The following is an 18,738-nucleotide window of genomic DNA, read 5'->3' on the forward strand; positions in this document are numbered from 1 at the left end:
TCAATCCTTTCCCGGTGGGGTGTCCTGCAGTTCGCCCATCACTTCGCCATTGAAGCCGAAGACCTTGCGCTCGCCCGCCAGCGCCACCAGCTCCACCGTGCGCTGCTGGCCCGGCTCGAAGCGCACGGCGGTACCGGCCGTGATATTGAGGCGCATGCCATACGCGCGCCAGCGCTCGAACGACAGCGCCGGGTTGACTTCGAAAAAGTGAAAATGCGAACCGACCTGGATCGGCCGGTCGCCCCGGTTGGCCACCACCACGGTGGCCGTGGCGCGGCCCGCATTCAGGCTGATTTCGCCCTCTTCCAATCTGTACTCGCCTGGGGTCATGTGGGACTCCTTCAAAGATCGCAACGCTTGCCGGCCGGTCGCCGGCGCAAAACAGCCATGGCGCGGATGGCGCCCTGGCCGGTCAGAAAACTACGGTATCGGGTGATGCACGGTCACCAGCTTGCTGCCGTCGGGGAAAGTGGCTTCCACCTGGATGTCGGGGATCATCTCGGCGATGCCGTCCATGACGTCGGCGCGCGCGAGTATCCTTGTGCCGTCCGACATCAGCTGCGCCACCGACTTGCCATCGCGCGCGCCCTCCATGATGGCGGCGCTGATCAGCGCCACCGCTTCCGGGTAATTGAGCTTCAGGCCGCGCGCCAGGCGCCGCTCGGCCAGCAATGCGGCCGTGAAGATCAGCAGCTTGTCCTTTTCGCGGGGAGTCAGGTCCATGTCTTTCCTTTCATCGTCAGGTATTCCAGCTGCGCGGAACAACAGCGTCGCGCCCCAGCAAGGCGGGCCGCAGCAGCTGCCAGGCGGCCAGCATGATGTGGCGCGCCGCCTCGCTGTCGCCGCACAGCAGGCGCACCACCACCAGCGATTTCATCTGCGTGGCGCCAAACGCGGCGCCGGCCGGCACCTTGATCTCGCGCAAGGCGGCCAGCACGGCGGGGACAAGCGGCGGGCCGACGCCGATCAGGGTGGCGCACACGCTGTGGCCGGCCAGGCCCAGCGGGCTGGCCATCAGCGCGCCGCCGGCGGCCAGCACGCCCTGCTCCCACCACAGCAGCTTGCCGCCGCGGCGTATCTGCACGTGCTGGGCGATACTGCCGGTGTTGAACGTTTCGCCCGAGGCGCTGCGGCCCAGGCAGACGATGTCGCAGCCGATGTAGCTGGCGTCCGTCGCCAGCTCCACTTCATGGCGCAGGCGCACGCAAGCCTGGTCGAAGAAGATGCTTTCCTGCGGCAGCCACTCGATGGCCGCGCCGGCGCCGGCGCGCAGCGCGACGTGCTGGCCCGAGACGTGGCCGTTGGCGCGGTACCATTTGGCGGCGCCCGGCGACGTCAGGAAGGCATGCGCGCCGTCGCCCACCGTGGCGTTCACGGCCAGCTGGTCGCCGCCCACGACGCCGCCGGGCGGATGGATGATGATGGCGTGGCAGACGCCTTCGCCTTCCGGATACAGCGGCTTTTGCACGCGCAGGGGGCCGCTGTGGGTACGCTCGACGAGGCGGCTGACGCCGGCGTCCAGCGCAAAGCCCAGGCGCAAACGCGCCTGCCAGGCGCTGTGCGCGCTGGCCTCATGGGGCGTGGCTGGAGAGGTGCTGTCTGGCATGCGGGGCAATCGCGTAAATAAGCAATGACCTAAGCAGGATATGTGCCAGCTTCAAGAGAAGGAATGGTGAGAATGCTGCACCGTCCTGCGGCAGCCGCACCGCAATGGTGCGGCCGGCGCACCGCGGCGCATGCAGGGCGCGGCGGCGTGCTTACGCCACGTCGAGCACGCGCCGTTCGCGCAGCAGCGCCGTGAAGGGCGCGGCGGCCAGCGGGCGGCTGAAATAATAGCCCTGCATTTCGTCGCAGCCGTGCTCCGTCAGGAAATCGACCTGCGCGCGCGTTTCCACGCCTTCGGCGATGACGCGCATGTCGAGGTTGTGCGCCAGCGAGATGACGGAGCGGGCGATGGCCGCGTCGCTGCTGCTGGTGGTGACGTCGTCGACGAAGGATTTGTCGATTTTCAGCACGTCGATGGGAAAGCGCTTCAGGTAGCCCAGGCTGGAATAGCCGGTGCCGAAGTCGTCGAGCGAAATGCCCACGCCGATATCCTTCAGGCGCGTGAGGGCCGCCACGGCCTTGTCCGGATCGCCCATCACCGTGCTTTCCGTGATTTCGATGCCCAGGCAGGCCGGCGCGATGCCGTACTTGCGCAGGGTCGCCTCGACGAACGGCACCGTGCGGTCCTGCGCAAACTGCTTGCCGGACAGGTTGACGGCCACCTTGATGCTGCCCAGGCCCGCGTCGTGCCAGCTGCGGATCTGCGCGCAGACGCTTTCCAGCACCCATTCGCCGATGGCCGTGATCGAGCCGTATTCCTCGGCCAGCGCGATGAACAGGCCGGGCGGCACCTTGCCCAGCACCGGATTGTCCCAGCGCAGCAGTGCTTCCGCGCCCAGCATGGCGCCCGTGCGCAGACACATCTGCGGCTGGTAGTGCACCTCGAATTCATCGCGGCCGATGGCGCCGCGCAGCTGCTGCTGCATGGCCAGGCGGGCGCGGATGTCGCTGCCCATGCGCTCCGTGAAGAAGGCGTAGTGGTCGCGCCCCATTTCCTTGGCGCGCACCAGGGCCGTGTCGGCGTGGCGCAGCAGGTCGTCGAGGCTGTCGCCGTCGGCCGGACACAGGGCGATGCCGATGCTGGTAGTCAGGGCCAGGCGCTCGCCGTCGACGCTGAGCTCCTCGCGCAGGCCGGCCAGGATGGTTTGCGCCAGCGCAAGCGTACGCCCCAGCAGGGCGTCGTCCTGCAGCAGGATCTGGAATTCGTCGCCGCCCTGGCGCGCCACCGTGTCGCCTTCGCGCACGCAGCCCGTCAGGAAGCGCGCCACCACCTGCAGCGCCTTGTCGCCCACGGCCTGGCCGTGCGAGTCGTTGATGTTCTTGAAGCGGTCCAGGTCCAGGCACATCAGCACCACCTGCTGGCCGTCGCGCACGGCGTTCACGCGCGCCTGTTCGAAGCGCTCGCGCATCAGCACGCGGTTCGGCAAGCCCGTCAGCGCGTCGTGGTAGGACAGGAAATCGATCAGGTGCTGCTCGGCCTTGCGCTCGCTGATGTCGAGGAAGACGCCCACGTAATTGACGACGGCGCCGTCCGGGCCATGCACGGTGGAGACGCTGAGCAGGCAGGGATAGGTGTCGCCGCTCTTGCGCCGCGTCTGCACCTCGCCCGACCAGCAGCCGCTGCTGCGCAGTCCCTGGCGCATGGCCAGCAGCACGGCTTCGCCCGTGTACTGCGCGTGCAGGCGCATGATGTCGGTGCCCAGCACTTCCTGCGCCGTATAGCCGGTGATGCGCGTAAACGCGGGATTCGAGGTGACGATGACGCCGGCCGGATCGGTGATCAGGATGGCGTCCTGGGTGGCTTCGAAGACCTGGCCGGACAGGCGCAGCAATTCCTCGTTGGCGCGGCGGATCTGCACTTCGCGCGCCAGCGTGCTGGCCACCTGTTCCAGCTCCGCCGTGCGTTCGGCCACGCGGCGTTCCAGGTTGGCGCGCTCCTGCGCCAGCTGCAGCTGCGCCCGTCCCAGGCGCACGTGGGCGTCGGTGCGGGCGAGGATTTCCTCGGCCTGGAACGGCTTGGCGATGAAGTCGACGGCGCCCAGCGCGAAGCCGCGCACCTTGTCATCCGTATCGTACTGCGCCGACAGGAAGATCACGGGCACCTGGCGCAGCGAGGGAATCTCCTTCAGGCGGCGGCACACTTCAAAGCCGTCGAGGCCGGGCATGCGCACGTCGAGCAGGATCAGCTCCGGCGGGCGCGCCTGCGCCGTCCACAGGGCCAGTTCGCCGTTCGGCGCCTGGCGCACCGCATACCCGGCGCCGCCCAGCAAGTCGCTCAACAGTTTCAGCGAAGCCGGCGTGTCTTCAACGATCAGTACTTCGCCCTTGGCGTTCACTTCCGAAAAATCGCGGTGCATGTAGCAGTTCTCTCAGCTTTGGATGAGGCGCGGCGCGCTGGCGCCGCACTGGACAAGACATTTCTTTGCGGTGAACTACATACCATCATCATAATCTTTATTGCAATTTAGCACCATCCACCAGCGGCACTTTGGCCGTCTTTTCAATCAATTCGATGTTGTCAGTCCACACTTTCACGGCTGCGCCGGCACGTCCTCCGCCTCGAGCAGCGCGCACAGCTGGCGATACTCGTGCCGCTCCAGCATCGCCTGCAATGGCGCCAGCAACGGCCCGGCCGCCGCCGGCAAGGCGGCCAGCAGCTGCGCCACGCGGGCCAGGTTCAATGCGCGCAGCGCCGCCAGCAAGGCGGCGCGCTCGTCCTGCGCGAGCGGCGCCAGGTCCTGCGCCCGCAGCGCCGGCCGCATGTCGGGCGCTGGCGGCTGCGGCAATGGCGCCGGCGCTGGGGCCAGCGCGACCGATGGCGCCGGAGCCGCCTGCACGGGTATGCTGAAACGGAAAGTGGCGCCCTGCCCCGGCACCGACTCCACCGTCAGCTCGCCCTGCATCAGCTGCACGAATTCGCGCGAGATGGCCAGGCCCAGGCCCGTGCCATCCTTTGCCCCCGCGCTGTCGGCCTGCACGAAGGGTTCGAAGATGCGCTGCTGGTCGTCGAGGGCGATGCCGACGCCCGTGTCGCTGACGGCGAACGACAGCCGCCATGCATCGCCGTCGAGCCGCTCGCCGCGCACACGCAAGGTCACGCTGCCGCCGCCCGCGAACTTGACGGCGTTCGACATCAGGTTCAGCAAGACCTGGCGCAGGCGCGTCGCATCGAGCACGGCCGCCTGCGGCACCGCCACGCAATCGAGGCGCAGCGCCAGGCCCTGCTGCTCGGCGCGCATGCCCAGCATGTCCATCACTTCCTGCAGCAGCGGCGCCAGCGCCACCACTTCCGCCTGCGGCTGCAGCCGTCCCGCCTCGCCCTTCGACAGCTCGAGGATTTCATTAATCAAGGTCAGTAAGTGATTGCCCGAGCGGTGGATGATGGCCAGGTTGCGCTTTTCATCGGGCTGCATGTTGGGCGAGGCGGCCATCAGGCGTGAAAAACCGATCACGGAATTCAGGGGCGTGCGCAGCTCGTGGCTCATGTTGGCGAGGAAGGTGCTCTTCGCGCGGTTGGCCGCCTGCGCCTGGCTGACCGCCACCGACAGCGCACCCGTGCGCTCGGCCACCAGCTCCTCCAGGTGGTGGCGGTGGCGCAGCAGTTCCAGCTCCGCCTCGCGGTGCGCCGTGATGTCGTAGTTCGAGCCGACCAGGCGCATGGGCTGGCCCGCGCCGTCGCGGAAGATCACGGCGTCGGCCTTGATGTAGCGGATGCCGCCATCGGGCCACAGGATGCGGTACTCGTGCGAAAACGCGTGCCCGGACGCCAGCGCGGCGCGCAGGGCCGCCTTGGTCGCCGCCACGTCCTGCGGCACCAGCGCCGCGCGCCAGATGGCCGCCGGCGGCGTGCCGCTGCCCGCATCGGCCTTGAACTGCGCGTACATCTGCTCGTCCCACTGCAGTTCATCGCCGATCACGTTCCAGTCCCAGATGCCGATGCTGGCCGCGCCCGTGGCCATCTGCACGCGCTCCTCGCTGCGCTGCAAGGCGCGGTAGCGGCTGTCGAGCAGCGCCACCATGTCGCGGATCGAGCGGTACAAGGTGCGCAGCTCGCCCGCGAACCACGCTTGCGGCGGCGTGCCGAAGGCCTCGCTCTGCCCCGCGCTGACGCCGGCCGCGTACTGGCCGATGGCGCGCAGGGGCTTGAGCATCAGGCACCACAACACGAGCCAGATGCTGGCCACGAGGATCACGTCGAGCGCCACGATCATGGCGCCGATGGCCAGCGCGCGCTGGCGCAGCTGCGCGTGCAGCAGGGCCGGCGTGGCATACACGGCGACGCCGCCGATGACCTGTCCGGCCATCGTCACCGGACGCCTCGCCACCAGCAGGCCGGCATCGTCGGGCAGTACGGACAGGCTGTCGAAGCCGCCGTGCGCATTGCGGCGCAGGGCCAGCGCCTCCCTGCCGATGCCCGGCGTGAGCGCGCTGGCCACCAGGTCGCGCTTGCCCAGCGTGCTGCGCATGATGGCCAGCATCTGCTTTTCATCGAGGTTCCACAGCGGCAGTTCGATGGCCACGGCCAGCTGGTCGGCGCTGACGGACAGGCTGCGGTACAGCTGCTGCCAGCGCTCCTCGCGTTCGGACTGGTAAAACAGCACGGCAAACACCAGCAGCAGCGCGGTGACGACAAAGGTCAGCGCCACGCTGACGGCCAGCACGATGGAGACGCCGCCCAGGCGCGTATTGTCGGAAGGGGACCGCGTCATGCGTCGGCCCCCTGGCGCAGGGTGGCGTCCATGGCCGGCAGGTCGGCGCACGGCGCCAGCGCCGCGCACAGCTGCTGGTACTCGTGCTGTTCCAGCATGGCGGCGACATGCGCGGCCAGCTGCGGCCAGCGCGTGGCCACGCCGGCCAGCACGATGGCGCTGCGGCGCAAGTCGAGCGCCTGCACCGATTCGAGCAATGCCTGCCGTTCGGCCGCGCCCAGCTGGCCCAGCGCCTGCTGGAAATCAAAGGCCGCCGCCGGCGCTCCCTGCATGCCCGGCACCTGGGCGGCGGCACGCTGGAAGCGCAGGCCCAGCTGCTGCTCCAGCATGGCAAACAAGTGCTCCTGCTCGATCGGCTTGCGCAGGAAACCGTCGGCGCCGGCCGCCAGCGCCTCCTGCTTTTCTTCCTCGAAAGCGGAAGCCGTCATGATCACCAGGCGCGGCTGCGCCAGTCCCGCCTGCCCGCGCAGCCAGCGCGTCAGGGCCAGGCCATCCATGTCCGGCATGCGCCAGTCGCTGAGCACCAGGTCGTAGCGCTGCATGGCCAGCAGCGCCTGCGCCTGCGTGCCGCCCGCCGCCTCCTGCAGCAGGAAGCCCAGCGGCGCCATCAGCCCGGCCAGCAGCTTGCGGCAATTCTCGTCATCGTCGACCAGCAGCACCGTGCGCCCGCGCTGGGCCGGCGGCAGGCGCGCCACCCGTCCCGGCGCCAGCGGCGCGGCGGCGGGACGCAGCACGAGCGGCGCGCGCAGGTCGAAATGGAAGATGGAGCCTTCGCCCAGCGTCGATTCGACGCGCAGGTCGCCGCCCATCAGGCGCGCGAATTCGCGCGAAATGGTCAGGCCCAGCCCCGTGCCGGCCTGCGCCACGGCGCTGTCGGCCTGCACGAACGGCTCGAAGATGCGCTCGAGGTCTTGCTCGGCGATGCCGCTGCCCGTATCGCGCACGGCGAACGCCAGCGCCACCTGCCCATCGTCGCCGGCCGGCTGGCACGCGAGCGACAGGGTCACGCTGCCCTGCTCGATGAACTTGAGCGCGTTCGACAGCAAATTGAGGAGCACCTGGCGCAGCTTGGCGCCATCGAGGCGCACCAGCGGCGGCACGTTGGAACGCTCGAGCCGCAGCGCGATGCCCTGGCTGCCCGAACGCATGCGCACCATCTCGAGCACCTCGTCGAGCAAGCCGTTCAAGTCCACGGGCCCCGCCTGCAGCTGCATGCGGCCCGCCTCGATCTTCGACAGTTCGAGGATGTCATTGATCAAGGTCAGCAAATGGTGGCCGGCGCGGTTGATGATGGCCAGGTTGTGCTTTTCTTCCTCGAACATGCTGCTTGAATCGGCCATCATCTGCGAAAAGCCGATCACGGAATTCAGGGGCGTGCGCAGCTCATGGCTCATGTTGGCCAGGAACACGCTCTTCGCGCGGTTGGCCGATTCGGCCTCGGTGACGGCGACGGACAGCGCCGCCGTGCGCTGCTGCACCAGTTCTTCCAGGTGGTCGCGGTAGCCGAGCAGCTCCTGTTCGCTGTGCTTGCGCTCGGAAATGTCGACGATGCCGCTGCGCACCAGGCGCCGCCCTTCCATCGGCAATTTCACCAGCCGCACTTCGCAGGGAAAGACGGAACCGTCGGCGCGCCGTACATGGCGCTCCACGTGGATGGGTTCGCCCAGCATGGCGCGCCGCAAATGCTCTTCCACCATCAGGCCCAAAGGCAGGCCATCGGGCTGCTCCGCGCTGTACAGGTCGAACGGCCCCTTCGCCAGCAGCTCTGCGCGAGACATGCCCAGCATGCGCTGCGCGCTGCTGTTGGCGTCGATGAAACGGTCCAGGTCCAGGTCATACACGACGATGGCTTCGGGCGCGTGCTCCACCAGGATGCGGAAGCGCTGCTCGCTTTCGCGCGCCTCGCTCTCGGCGCGGCGCAAGCGCCGGCGCTGCAGCAGCAAGGCGCTCAGCAGGCCCGCCATCACGATAAACACGGCGCCCACGGCCAGCACGGCGGCGCGGTGCTCATGCCACAGTTCGGGCGGACGGTTGACGAACAGCGCGTGCGGCGGCAGGCGGCTGATGTCGGCATCCCAGCGCTGCAGCTGCTCCCAGTCATACATGGGCACGGGATGCGCGGGCGGCAGCAAGGCGCCCGGCGCGGCAGGCGCCTTGCCCGCCAACAGCGCCAGCGACATGTGCGCCACCTGCTGCGCGGCCCGTTCGATATGCAGGATGGAGCCGCCGAGGATGCCCTTGCCCACATTCGCGTTGTACATGCCGAAGGCCGGCACGTTCGCCAGCCGCGCCAGTTCCCCGGCAAACTGCACGGGCGTGGCGATCGCGCCGGCCGCATCGCGGTTGACGTTGCTCACCACCAATACGGTATCGGCGGGCAGCTGCGCGACGGCCGCGCGCATCTGCGCCAGGGTCAGGCCGTCCAGATACTGCATGGCCACCTTGCCCCGCCACGCCTGCGCCGCCTGCTGCATGCTGCGCTTCAAAACCTGGTCGGCCTCGCTGGCGCCGACGGCCATGACGATGGTCCGGGTATCGGGAAACAGCGCCATCGCCTGCGCCAGGGTGCCGGGGAAATCGACGTTCGCCTTTTGCTGCCAGATGACGGCAGGACTGCCCGCAGGCAAGGCCTTGCCCGATGTATTGATCGCCAGCACGGGCACGCCGCGCGCCAGCGGCGCCAGGTCCGACACCAGATAGTCGAGCGCCGGCTGCTGCATGGCGACGATCAGGTCGACCTTGCGTCCCATCATCTGGGTGTATCTTAAAAGCAACAAATCGCGCATCTCATTGCGCAATGCGGGGTCGCCCTGGGTATTCAGGTTCAGGTGCTCGACCATGATATCTTCGCTGGCCAGGCCGGCCGCCGTCATGGCGGCCACATAGGTGCGCGTGTACGATTCCACGCCGGCGCGGCCGTAATCGTAAGCATTGAGAAAGAGGATGCGCTGGCCATGGGCGGGAGCGGGAAGGGGCGCGGCGGCCGCGGCGACGCCGGTGGCAAGGCACAGCGCCAGCAGCAATGCGCGGCAGCAGCGGCGTGCCGCTGCCCTGCCCATTCCACCACCAGACCTCACGCCGCCCGGCACATCACGCATCATTCGCCATGCCCACGCCCGCTTTCGCCTGTCACCATGTTTCACCAATGCGCCGGCTTGCCAGCCACCGACACTTACAAAAACATGATAACGTCAACTGGATGGGCAAGTCTATTCCTTCGGGCAATCTTTATGTCCACCGGTACTACTTGACACCTGAAGCATGTCATACCGACGCATTGTGAACGCGCATTCTGAGCGATTATGTATCTTCGGCGGCGCTGATGCCAAACAATTCCAGCTTCAAGCCTTTGATACCGGACGGCACATAGATCGCGATCGCCTGGGCCTTGATCATGGCGTCATACATGGCGCCCCTGTTATCAATCGAGAAATAATAGGTATTCGGCCGCACCGGCACTTCCGCCGGCACCTGCGCCATGTGGCGCAGTTCTACACCAGGCAATGCGCGCCCTAGCAACAGTTCGATATTGTCTGGCGATGATATCTTGAATTGCAACGGCACCGCAGCGACCAGTTCCAGCGCCGGCATCTCCGTATTCACCGCCAGACAAAGCTCAGTCTGGCGGTCGATACGCTTGGCATCAAGCAAGCCATGATAGTGCGTGTTTTTCTGCATGTCATTCGACAAGGCAATCGGGAAATAGCGTGACAGCATCACGGTATCGATCAAATCACGAATGATGCTGTCGAGTTTAGCAAAACCGGGCGCCGCATCTTCATGGCGATATACCGGCAGGTCGCTCAGCGTGTATTTTTTCGAGAACGTCATCAGGCCACCGGCCAGCGCCATCAGTTTTTCAAACAGATACACGGGATGGTGCCGCCGGTAGCTGGCGCAATGACTGAGCGCGGCACTGGCCGTACTCAATGTATTGAGCATCCAGAACGAAGAAACATCACCGCTATGAAATTCCACGGTGTTTTTGCCAGGCTGGCGATGACGGCTGTACAGTGCCTCAATTTTGGCCCCCAGGCGTTCGATCAGCGAATCGAGCATTTTTTGCAGTTGCGGCTCCGCGCTGATGGTCAGGCACGGCGGAATGAAACTGGTATCGATATCAAAGCTGCCATTACCCGCACGATACAAACGTAGCAGCGGAATGACAAGATGATCATGTAGCGGATCAAGCTGCGACAGCAGGTACACGCGTTTTTTCAGATAAGCGACGTCGATGCTGACCGCCTCGCTGTATAGATCCGGGGTTTCGATATCCGCCTGAACATAGCGCGCGGCAGCAGTAGACAAATTGCCGCCATGGGCCTGCATGGCGGGCAAAGCGGCATAAAAAGTAAAGCTATGTTCGCTGGAAGGCAACTTGGACAGATCCACTGCGCTGGGCAACACATCGCCCAGTGGAGCTTCACAAATTTCTCCGTCTTGGAATACCAGCGACATGCTGTCGGCCCGCAGGCTATTGTTGGCCAGCGCATCCGCATTCCAGCTGATGGCATGCACGCCCCATAGATGTGGATTAATCAAGGAAACCAGACGCTGCAGACGCGCTTCATGGTAGCGGTCCAGTTGCTGGAATTGCTGGGGGCCGATGGCCAACCCTTCCGACCACAATAATTTCGATGGCAAGTTCATGGCACTCTCCGTTGGGGTCGCTGAAAACCGCACTGCTTTGCCAGTCTGATGTTGTCAGATTAAAAGTCTTTGATGTTTCGCAGCAAGCCTGCTCAATTATTTGCGCAAACGCAATTTACCTCTGAGCAAACGCTCGGATACTGGCCATTCAGCAGCAAAGACACCAAGGAGGCCTGCATGTCCCCGCACGACGCGCCAGAAACGTACAACACGCCAGGCAATAGGGAAACATGACAATGGAAGACTTGCTGCCGTATTTCGAACGCGAACTGGTGATGTTGCGGCGCCATTGCAGTGAATTCGCCGAACGCTATCCGCGCATCGCTGGCAAGCTACAAATGTCCGGAGAGTCCTGTGAGGACCCGCATGTGGAACATTTGATCGAATCGGTGGCCATGCTGGCGGCACGCATCTCGAAAAGGCTCGATGACGACTATCCGCAATTTACCGAAGCCCTGTTCGAAGCCCTGTTCCCACATTACCTGCGCACCTTTCCATCATGTGCCATCGTGCGACAGTTCACGCCAGCATCTGGAACAGGCGTACGGCACCTGCCGGCCCACAGCGAACTAGACTCAACGCCAGTGCGCGGCGTGCGCTGCCGCTTCAAGACCGTTTACAACGTGACGACAGGAGCAACAGTATTCGAAAACGCGGCGTTCGATACAATGATCAAGGCACCGCCAGGCATACGCGTGCCAGCATCAGTGACCTCCGCGCTAAACATCGGCATTCGCCATCTGGACCTCGCACCTGCGACACTGCGCGTCTTTATCGATAGCGAACCGTCCTTTTCCGCTGCACTGCGCGATGCCCTATTTATGCGCACCACCTGTGCTTTTGTTTCAGCCGATGCAGATCAATGGATTGCATTGCCCGCCGTGCCATTGACGCCTGTCGGCTTCGCCGATACCGATGCATTGCTGCCATTCGATGCGCGTTCGCAGCTTGCCTACCGCATCCTTGGCGAGTATTTTGCGTATCCGGAGAAATTCAATTTCTTTGACATCGATATCGCAGCCCTGGGCGCTGTCCTGCCGTCTGGCTGTCAGCGCTTTACCCTCCATCTATGCATGACGGAATTGCGAGCGGATTCCGATACCGCACGCATGTTGTCCAGCCTTTCCAGTGAAAACCTGCGACTCGGCTGCAGTCCGGCGGTCAATCTCTTCCACCAGGACGGCGTACCGATCACCATTACCCGGCAAAAAACCGACTACTCCGTGCTCGCCCATGCCACGCATGCGCATGGCTATGAAGTCATCACAATCGATGCGGTGCGTTTGCTACGCCAACGCGGCGGCGAAAGCACGCTCACCGAATTTCGTCCGCTGTACAGCTTGCGCCACGGCGAGGATGCGGCGCAACGCGGCCATTATTGGGTGCTGCGCCATGACACGGCTCTGGCTCTCAAAAGCCCTGGTCATGAAAAGAGACTCACATTGGTCGACAGCGACTTCAACCCTTTGCGAAACGAAAAGGCCAGCTTATCGCTGTCGCTGACATGCAGCAACCGGAATCTTCCCCTGGCACTCAAGTACGGCCAGCCGCAAGGGGACTTGCAACCGTGCGACGGCGGACCCGGGCTGCAACTGCTGCGACGCCCCAGCCAGCCACGTTGTCTTCCGCGGGGTGCAGGGATTCACTGGCGCCTGATTTCGCACCTGACGCTGAATCACCATGCCCTCGTCCAGGCAGGCCTGCCAGCGCTACGCGAAATGCTGACGCTCTACGATCTGTCCCAATCAGCCACATCGCAACGCCAGATCAGCGGCATCGTCGCACTCGCACACTCGCCCACCACGACATGGCTGCGGCACAAACGTGGTGCCTCACTGGTGCATGGCGTGGAAGTGCGCATCACGCTGGATGAGCAAGCGTACGTCGGCAGCGGCATGCACTTGTTTGTTCAGGTGATCGATCACTTCCTTGGCCTGTATGTGCAAATCAACAGTTTCATCGAACTGGTGGTGCTGTCACTGCAAAGCGGAGAGGAGCTCATCCGATGCAAACCAAGAAGCGGATTGCAGAATCTGGTGTAGTCCGACACTTGCTATCCGAGCCCTACCGCTATCAGTTCATGCAGGCGGTACGTATCTTGCTGTGCTGGTTACGCCAGAGGGGAATGTCCTATGAACAAGCATTCAGCCAGGTGCTGCGGTTCAGGAACAGCTTGTCCTTGAGTTTTCCTGCCAGTGAAATCGAGCGGCTTTCGCTTGATGACAATGAACAAATAACCGTGATACCGACGTTTATGAATTTCCTGGGCGTCAGCGGCACCTTGCCCTTGCACCATTCCGAGCGCATCGCCGCATATCGCTTGTCGAACAAGGATCCTGGCGTCTCGGCCTTCCTCGATATCTTTTCACACCGCATGGTTTCGCTGTTTTGCCAGGCGTGGGAAAAGTATCGCATCGGGTCATCAGTCGAAACCCGCGCAAACGATCAGCAACTGCCTTTGCTGGTGGCGCTGGCTGGCGTGCAGCGCCATGCGCTGCAGCCAAGTAAGAAACCTGACACCGTGACGCAGGAAGTCACTGCCTGGTACGCGGGCCTGCTGCGCTGCCGCCCCATCTCCGCGCAGGCGGTCGGTCGCGTGCTCAGCGAGTACTGCGGCGTGCATATCGTTCTGGAGCAATTCATAGGCAGCTGGGACTATCTGGCAAAAAATCGACGCAGCCGGTTGGGCAATGCCAACTTTACCCTGGCGCGCGGCGCGACGCTTGGCCTGCGGCTATGGCGGCATGACATGCGCGTGTGCCTGCATATCGGCCCGCTCGATCCCGCCAGCCTGCAACGCTTCCTGCCGCGCAGCGCGGGCGCGGCGGCACTCGCCAAAATGCTGGTGCTGTTTGGCGTACCGGACTTGCAGTATGAAGTGCGGCTGATATTGAGTCCGCCATGCATCAGGCCATTGCTCCTGAGCTACCAGCCTGCGGAAAGGCGCTGTTTGGGTTGGACTACGTTCCTGCAGACAACACAAGGAACAGTGCGCGGCGCCGAAGTGCGTTATCTGCTGCAACTACATTGAGCAATCCATATAACGAAAGCGAGGCGCTCATGAAACATGCGGGACGCGGTGTCATCCGACTCGGGGACGCAACCGATCACGGCGGCAAGGTCACCAGCGCATCGTCTGGCAGCAACGTGATGGGGAAGATGGCGGCGTTGGCCGATGACACGACCTTCTGTCCCAGGTGCAAAGGCAGCTTTCCTATCAAGTCGGACGGCGCCGGCGCGAAACACATGGGCAAGCCGTACGCCTATGACGGTGATGCCACCGCCTGTGGCGCCCACCTGATCACATCGTTGTAGCGGAGGCAGGCCCATGCACGCAAGCATCCAGGCGGCACTATCCGCCTTTGACTTCGCCGCGCAAGAGCGGCGCCTGCTGAAGATCGCTTTCCCCCATGACGATGGACCGGACGGCGCCATCCTGCTGGTCAATGCGCTGACCGCCAGGGAGGAAATATCACGCGACTTCCGTTTCGAGGCCGAACTACTGTCCGACGACGCGCACATTGCCCTGAAAGCCATGATGGGACGCATGGTGACCATTTCCATGGTCCGCGACGATGGCACGCTGCGCCACTTTAACGGCTATGTGGGCGAATTTTGCCTGCTGCGCGCCGATGGCGGCTTTGCGTGGTACCGGATGGTATTGCAACCGTGGCTGGCCTTCGCCCGGCTACGCCAGGACAATGTGTCCTTTCATGGCCAAAGCGTGATGCAGTTGACCGAAACAACGTTTGCGCATTACGCGCAGCGCGACTGGAAAACCAGTATCTGCGGCGACGACCCGCAAATCACATGCGCCAACCAGCACAATGAAACCGACTACAACCACCTGCACCGGCGCTGGGAGGCGTTGGGCTGGCACTACTGGTACGAGCACCGCGCCGATGGCCATACGCTATGGCTGGGGGATAACAGCACACTGGCTGAATTGGTTGAAACACCGTCCGGTGACGGCGCCATGCGCTTTCACTCCGGGTCAGGTTCCATGGAAGACGATGGCCTGCAACAATGGCGGGCAGTGCGCCGCCTGGGTTCCGGGCAGCTGACCTTGGCCAGTTTCGACTATAAAAGTCCACAACCCCGCCTTGCCAGCGGCTACTCACTGAATCGCCAGGGCGATGTATTCGCCCACGAACTCTATGAAAACACGGGTGCCTATGGCTATAAAAATGTCGATGACGGAGAGTCCCTGGCACAGCGCCGCATGGAAGAAAGCGACTATCTGTGCCAGTATTTCGAGGCTGGCGGCAATCACCGCAGCGCTCAGGCTGGATTGTGCTTCAGGCTCGATGAGCATTTCAGCGCAAGGGAAAAGCGCTGCCAGCCTGGCCAGGAACGTCAGGACAGTATCGCCGAACGCGAATACCTGATTATCTCGGTCGAACATATTGCTAGCAATAACTATCAAACAAGCCCCGGCGCCCCTTCCCACTACGTCAACAATATGGTGTGCGTGCGCAGGGACATCCGCTGGCGTCCCGGACGCGGCTACAACAGCTCGCCGTGCATCGTTGCGGGTGTGCAAACGGCGCTGGTGGTCGGACCGGCCGGAGAGGAAATCCATACCGATGCGCTTGGACGCATCCGCCTGCAATTTCACTGGGATCGCCTGGGGTCATTCGATGAGCACAGCTCGCCATGGATACGGGTCATGATGCCGATGGCTGGCCCGCAAATGGGACAAATCGCCTTGCCGCGCGTGGGCCAGGAAGTCGTCGTGCAATTTCAAGACGGTAATATTGACCACCCTATCGTCATCGGCGCGGTCTACAACAACGCCAATCCACCGCCGTGGCAACTGCCGCAGCAACGCGCCCTGTCCGGCTTGCGCAGCCGAGGAATGGGAGCCCGTAGCGCCAACCACCTTGTACTCGACGACACCAAGGACGCGATCCAGGCACAGTTGCGTAGCGAACACCAGGATAGCCGGCTGTCATTGGGCAATATCACGCGCATAGACGACAACACGGGACGCAAGGAAGCGCGCGGGGAAGGCTTTGAATTGTCCAGCAACGCCTGGGGTGCCCTGCGCGCAGCCAAAGGCATGCTGATCACCACAGAAACATCAACAGGAACCGGATCAGTCAAACAGCTCGACGAAACACAGGCCCGCCTGGCGCAAGCGCGCCAACTGCAAGAGGGACTAGCCGGCATGGCCGTCGACGCAGGTGCGCAAGACGGCGCCGCGCAACAAGGTGCCGTGGCCGAGGCCATCCAGCGGCAAAACGCTGCCATCAAGGGCAACGCGGGCGATTTCCCGGAGCTGTCCGAACCGCATTTGCTGCTGGCCAGCCCGGCCGGTATCGAACTAAGCACGGGCCAGTCGATTCATCTGGCCGCCAGCGAACACGTCGCGCTCACCAGCAGCAAAAATATTTCACTCGCCAGCGGCGACAGCGTCTTTGCCAGCATCGCCAAGACCTTCAGCCTGTTCGTGCACAAGGCTGGCATGAAACTGATTGCCGCCAGCGGCAAGGTGTCCATCCAGGCCCACAGCGACGAAGTGGAAATCATCGCCAAAAAAGTCTTGTCGCTGATCAGCGAGGCGGACTGAGTCGACATCAAGGGCAAGAAAGGCGTACGCCTGCACGGCGCCAACCACATGCTGGAAATCAGCGACAAGGTGCAGTTCTTCACCTCCTCCCCGGTGCTCTTCAACGGCAACCTGGAAACCCTGGCACCGAAGAGTGTGTCGCAGGAGTTCAACGAACGGCCGCACAGCAGCTTCGATCAGGAGGTCTTGTTGATGAATGCCGATGATACGCCGGCCGCTGGCATTGCTTTTGAAATCCTGCGCGATGACGGCAACATGGCCGGCAAAAGCGCAGAAGACGGTTCCACGCAACTACAAAAATCTACCGGCTTGGACAGCTACATCATTCGCTATAAGGGAGAACTGCCGTGAGCGACAGCGACGAATTAAATAAGCGAGGCAATCATCCTGCAAAGCTTAGCCAGGGTGTGGGTGGGTGGGCAGAACTCGCTGTTTTGATGACTGAAACAAAAGATACCGCCCGACATGAGGTCACCATACCGCCAGGCAAAGTAATTCCGGTCATTTTCCTGCCTGGTGTGATGGGTAGCAATCTACGAATGAGCAAGGTTCGCCAAGAAGAATTACGCCGTCCAGACAATCGGGCTTGGAGACCCGACGATATGATGGGTGCGGGAGGCACGACGGCTATACTCACAGGCAATGGTTTGGGTGGCTGGTTCAAAGATGCGTCGCCACGGCAGCGCCAGTTAATATTTGATCCCACCGAAAACGAAGTGGAGTACTACCACTATACCGAAAGCAACAGCCGTTTTGATCCAGACGGCGCGGAAACCAAGGCTGCCGATGCACGTCATCAAAATGTGCCCGATAGCCTCTCCCCCATCCCCCCCTTGATTGGTTCCTCCGGAATACCTCCGGGAACGGGACCATTGCAAGCTCAAGCGCGCGCCCGTCAAAGTCCCGCCCAAATAGCACGCTGGCGTGGGTGGAGTGAAGTGCTTTTCGAAGGCGCATACGGAACCATGTTGCGTACCACAGAGCAGCATCTAAACAATATGATTTCCAACGGAGAGGTACATCCGTTCTGGCGTAGGACAAGTGGTCTTGGTGCCATGCTAATGCGAGACCCCACAACGTTTGGTGCGTCATCTGGCAAGGCCATTAGTGCCAACGACCTAAAGAAGATTTCATCCTGCTGGTATCCAGTGCATGCAATGGGGTACAACTTCATCAAGAGCAATGGAGTCTCTGCCGTCACTATTTCAAAGAGAATACGTGGTCTAGTCAAAGGTTATAAAAACCGCGGATTCAGATGTGACGAGGTCATCATCGTCACGCATAGCATGGGTGGCTTACTGGCCCGGGCGTTGATACATCCCAGTTATGGAAAGATGCTTGACGATAAAGATGTAAAAATCCTTGGAATTTATCACAATGTAATGCCAACCATTGGGGCAGCAGGAGCGTATAAACGCATGCGTTTTGGCTTTCAGGAAAGGGAAGGTTCCATAGCCGAAATAGAGGCCAAAATCCTAGGTATCAACGGTGTACACGCCACCGCGATCCTGGCGAATGCACCGGCACCACTGGAAATGATGCCAGGCGTGGCATATGGCCAGAACTGGCTAAAAATTGTGGATGCCCAGGATAAAGTTTTATGGAGTTGGCCTCGCGAAAAATCCACTGCGCTAGAGAGTATTTATCTGCAGCCACCCAGTGCATGGTGGCGACTCATCAATCCGAACTGGATAAATCCCGCAAGTATACCACCAGACAAAGGAGGCGGCCTAGAAATGGTAATTAATAGATTAAAATTAGCATCAGAATTTCTATCATCCATAGAGAAAGTTTTTCATCCAAACACTTATGCAAGCTATTGCTCATCTAGAAATTTCTTAAGTTATGGCGATATCGTATTTAAATTAACTGAAGGGCTTCACAGTGGCTCTAACGATCCTTGGAATAAATTCGAGCCGCTACCTGAAAAATGGAAATTAGTTGAAGATGATAGCAAGGGACAACTCCTTGTCCAAGCAGGAGGGAAATTCTTAAAGTTAAGGCTACAGCCAGCTAGCGCACGCGGTGATGGAACAGTACCGTCAGATCGCTCCGCTCAACATATCACCGGCACAATATTCGTACATGGCATAGCGGAAGCAAATGGTTACGAACACCAGAATAGTTATGCCGATCCGAATGTACTCGCATCTATGTTATATTCCATCGTACAAATTGCAAAAAAAGCAAAATGGAGTTGAT

General features: G+C 62.2%; 13 protein-coding genes. 6 read left to right on the top strand and 7 right to left on the bottom strand.

The genetic code is table 11. The annotated features are described in order from the left end of the window. The 7 genes from AC1RDJ_RS23375 to tssK all read right to left on the bottom strand — a co-directional run bounded on the left by AC1RDJ_RS23375 (position 1) and on the right by tssK (position 10,964). The gene (locus AC1RDJ_RS23375; protein WP_071323062.1) at positions 1-330 is read right to left on the bottom strand and encodes an urease subunit beta; all 330 of its coding nucleotides are present in this window, start codon (positions 328-330) and stop codon (positions 1-3) included. A 90-nt stretch (positions 331-420) separates the two neighbouring features. After that, a complete protein-coding gene (locus AC1RDJ_RS23380; protein WP_071323061.1) occupies positions 421-723 on the bottom strand; it encodes an urease subunit gamma in 303 nt (100 codons plus the stop codon). Between the two features lie 16 nt (positions 724-739). Continuing rightward, positions 740-1,606 (bottom strand): urease accessory protein UreD, encoded by an 867-nt coding sequence (locus AC1RDJ_RS23385; RefSeq protein ID WP_493028847.1) that lies wholly within the window; start codon positions 1,604-1,606, stop codon positions 740-742. 151 nt (positions 1,607-1,757) lie between these two features. Continuing rightward, positions 1,758-3,962, bottom strand: a complete 2,205-nt coding sequence (locus AC1RDJ_RS23390) for an EAL domain-containing response regulator (RefSeq protein ID WP_289886028.1) — start codon at positions 3,960-3,962, stop codon at positions 1,758-1,760. 174 nt (positions 3,963-4,136) lie between these two features. Then, entirely contained in the window at positions 4,137-6,314 is a 2,178-nt protein-coding gene (locus AC1RDJ_RS23395; RefSeq protein WP_493028848.1) for a sensor histidine kinase, read from the bottom strand. Continuing rightward, positions 6,311-9,415 carry a sensor histidine kinase gene (locus AC1RDJ_RS23400; RefSeq protein ID WP_493028849.1) on the bottom strand — a complete coding sequence of 1,035 codons (3,105 nt, stop codon included), beginning with the start codon at positions 9,413-9,415 and terminating at the stop codon, positions 6,311-6,313. Before AC1RDJ_RS23400 ends, AC1RDJ_RS23395 begins: the two co-directional genes overlap by 4 nt. Positions 9,416-9,614: 199 nt before the next feature. After that, on the bottom strand, positions 9,615-10,964 hold the full coding sequence (tssK, locus tag AC1RDJ_RS23405; RefSeq protein ID WP_493028850.1) for a type VI secretion system baseplate subunit TssK: 1,350 nt from the start codon (positions 10,962-10,964) through the stop codon (positions 9,615-9,617). Between the two features lie 236 nt (positions 10,965-11,200). On the opposite strand from tssK, the gene tssF reads away from it, so the two are divergent. The 6 genes from tssF (at position 11,201) to AC1RDJ_RS23435 (ending at position 18,737) form a co-directional block, all read left to right on the top strand. Then, positions 11,201-13,006: a type VI secretion system baseplate subunit TssF gene (gene tssF / locus AC1RDJ_RS23410; protein WP_493028851.1), complete on the top strand. Its 1,806-nt coding sequence runs from the start codon at positions 11,201-11,203 to the stop codon at positions 13,004-13,006. Further along, entirely contained in the window at positions 12,970-13,995 is a 1,026-nt protein-coding gene (gene tssG / locus AC1RDJ_RS23415; RefSeq protein ID WP_493028852.1) for a type VI secretion system baseplate subunit TssG, read from the top strand. Before tssF ends, tssG begins: the two co-directional genes overlap by 37 nt. A gap of 119 nt (positions 13,996-14,114) precedes the next feature. Then, a complete protein-coding gene (locus tag AC1RDJ_RS23420) occupies positions 14,115-14,279 on the top strand; it encodes a PAAR domain-containing protein (protein WP_493028886.1) in 165 nt (54 codons plus the stop codon). Positions 14,280-14,292: 13 nt separating this feature from the next. Then, positions 14,293-16,536, top strand: a complete 2,244-nt coding sequence (locus AC1RDJ_RS23425; protein WP_493028853.1) for a type VI secretion system Vgr family protein — start codon at positions 14,293-14,295, stop codon at positions 16,534-16,536. A gap of 48 nt (positions 16,537-16,584) precedes the next feature. Then, positions 16,585-16,887: a hypothetical protein gene (locus AC1RDJ_RS23430; RefSeq protein WP_493028854.1), complete on the top strand. Its 303-nt coding sequence runs from the start codon at positions 16,585-16,587 to the stop codon at positions 16,885-16,887. After that, a complete protein-coding gene (locus tag AC1RDJ_RS23435; protein ID WP_493028855.1) occupies positions 16,884-18,737 on the top strand; it encodes an esterase/lipase family protein in 1,854 nt (617 codons plus the stop codon). The genes AC1RDJ_RS23430 and AC1RDJ_RS23435 overlap by 4 nt, the downstream gene beginning before the upstream one ends. Position 18,738: the final 1 nt, after the last annotated feature.

The organism is Janthinobacterium sp. GW822-FHT07H10 (assembly GCF_058798675.1).